Genomic DNA, 642 nt, shown 5'->3' on the forward strand with positions numbered 1-642 from the left:
GCATACCTTGCGCGATGCAAAGAGCATGATGGACGCGTTGGATATTCGACATATTCCGGTTGTTGACGCCAATCATCACTTACAAGGCTTGGTGACTCAACGTGATATTCTTGCTGCTCAAGAATCCTGTTTGCACCCAGATGACGCTGAACAATCTTTTACCCTCGATACGCCTCTCTACGAAATGATGCACACTAACATCATGACTGCAGAGCCAAGAGCAGGTCTAAAAGAGAGCGCCATTTACATGCAAAAGCACAAAGTGGGCTGCTTGCCTATCGTGCATAAAGGGCATCTGGTTGGAATCATTACTGACACGGACTTCGTTACGATCGCGATCAACTTACTTGAACTGCAAGAAGAGGTTGAGCCGGAAGAAATTGAACCGGATGAAGAAGCGTTATAAAGACGAAAAAAGAGCGGCCGGGATGCCGCTCAAAATATGCCATTACTGACGCTGATTAAGGAAGTGTTGCAGTGCCAATTAGAATTGGTCTTCTTCGGTCGAACCGGTAAGCGCAGTGACAGATGAGTTACCACCTTGGATGGTGTTCGTCATTCTATCGAAGTAACCTGTACCCACTTCTTGTTGGTGAGCCACAAAGGTGTAGCCTTTCTCTGCTGCTTGGAATTCAGGACGTT

Annotated in this window: 1 protein-coding gene and 1 pseudogene; one reads left to right on the top strand and one right to left on the bottom strand. The window is 46.9% G+C overall.

Annotated elements, in window-relative coordinates:
- On the top strand, positions 1-406 hold a 406-nt coding region (locus tag R7Z49_RS25735; protein ID WP_318112501.1), incomplete at its 5' end, for a CBS domain-containing protein.
- A 78-nt stretch (positions 407-484) separates the two neighbouring features.
- Here the strand turns inward: R7Z49_RS25735 and R7Z49_RS25740 are convergent.
- Positions 485-642, bottom strand: a pseudogene (locus tag R7Z49_RS25740) (isocitrate lyase); the annotation flags it as partial.

The organism is Vibrio sp. 1562, assembly GCF_033340155.1.
Lineage (GTDB): Bacteria > Pseudomonadota > Gammaproteobacteria > Enterobacterales > Vibrionaceae > Vibrio > Vibrio alginolyticus.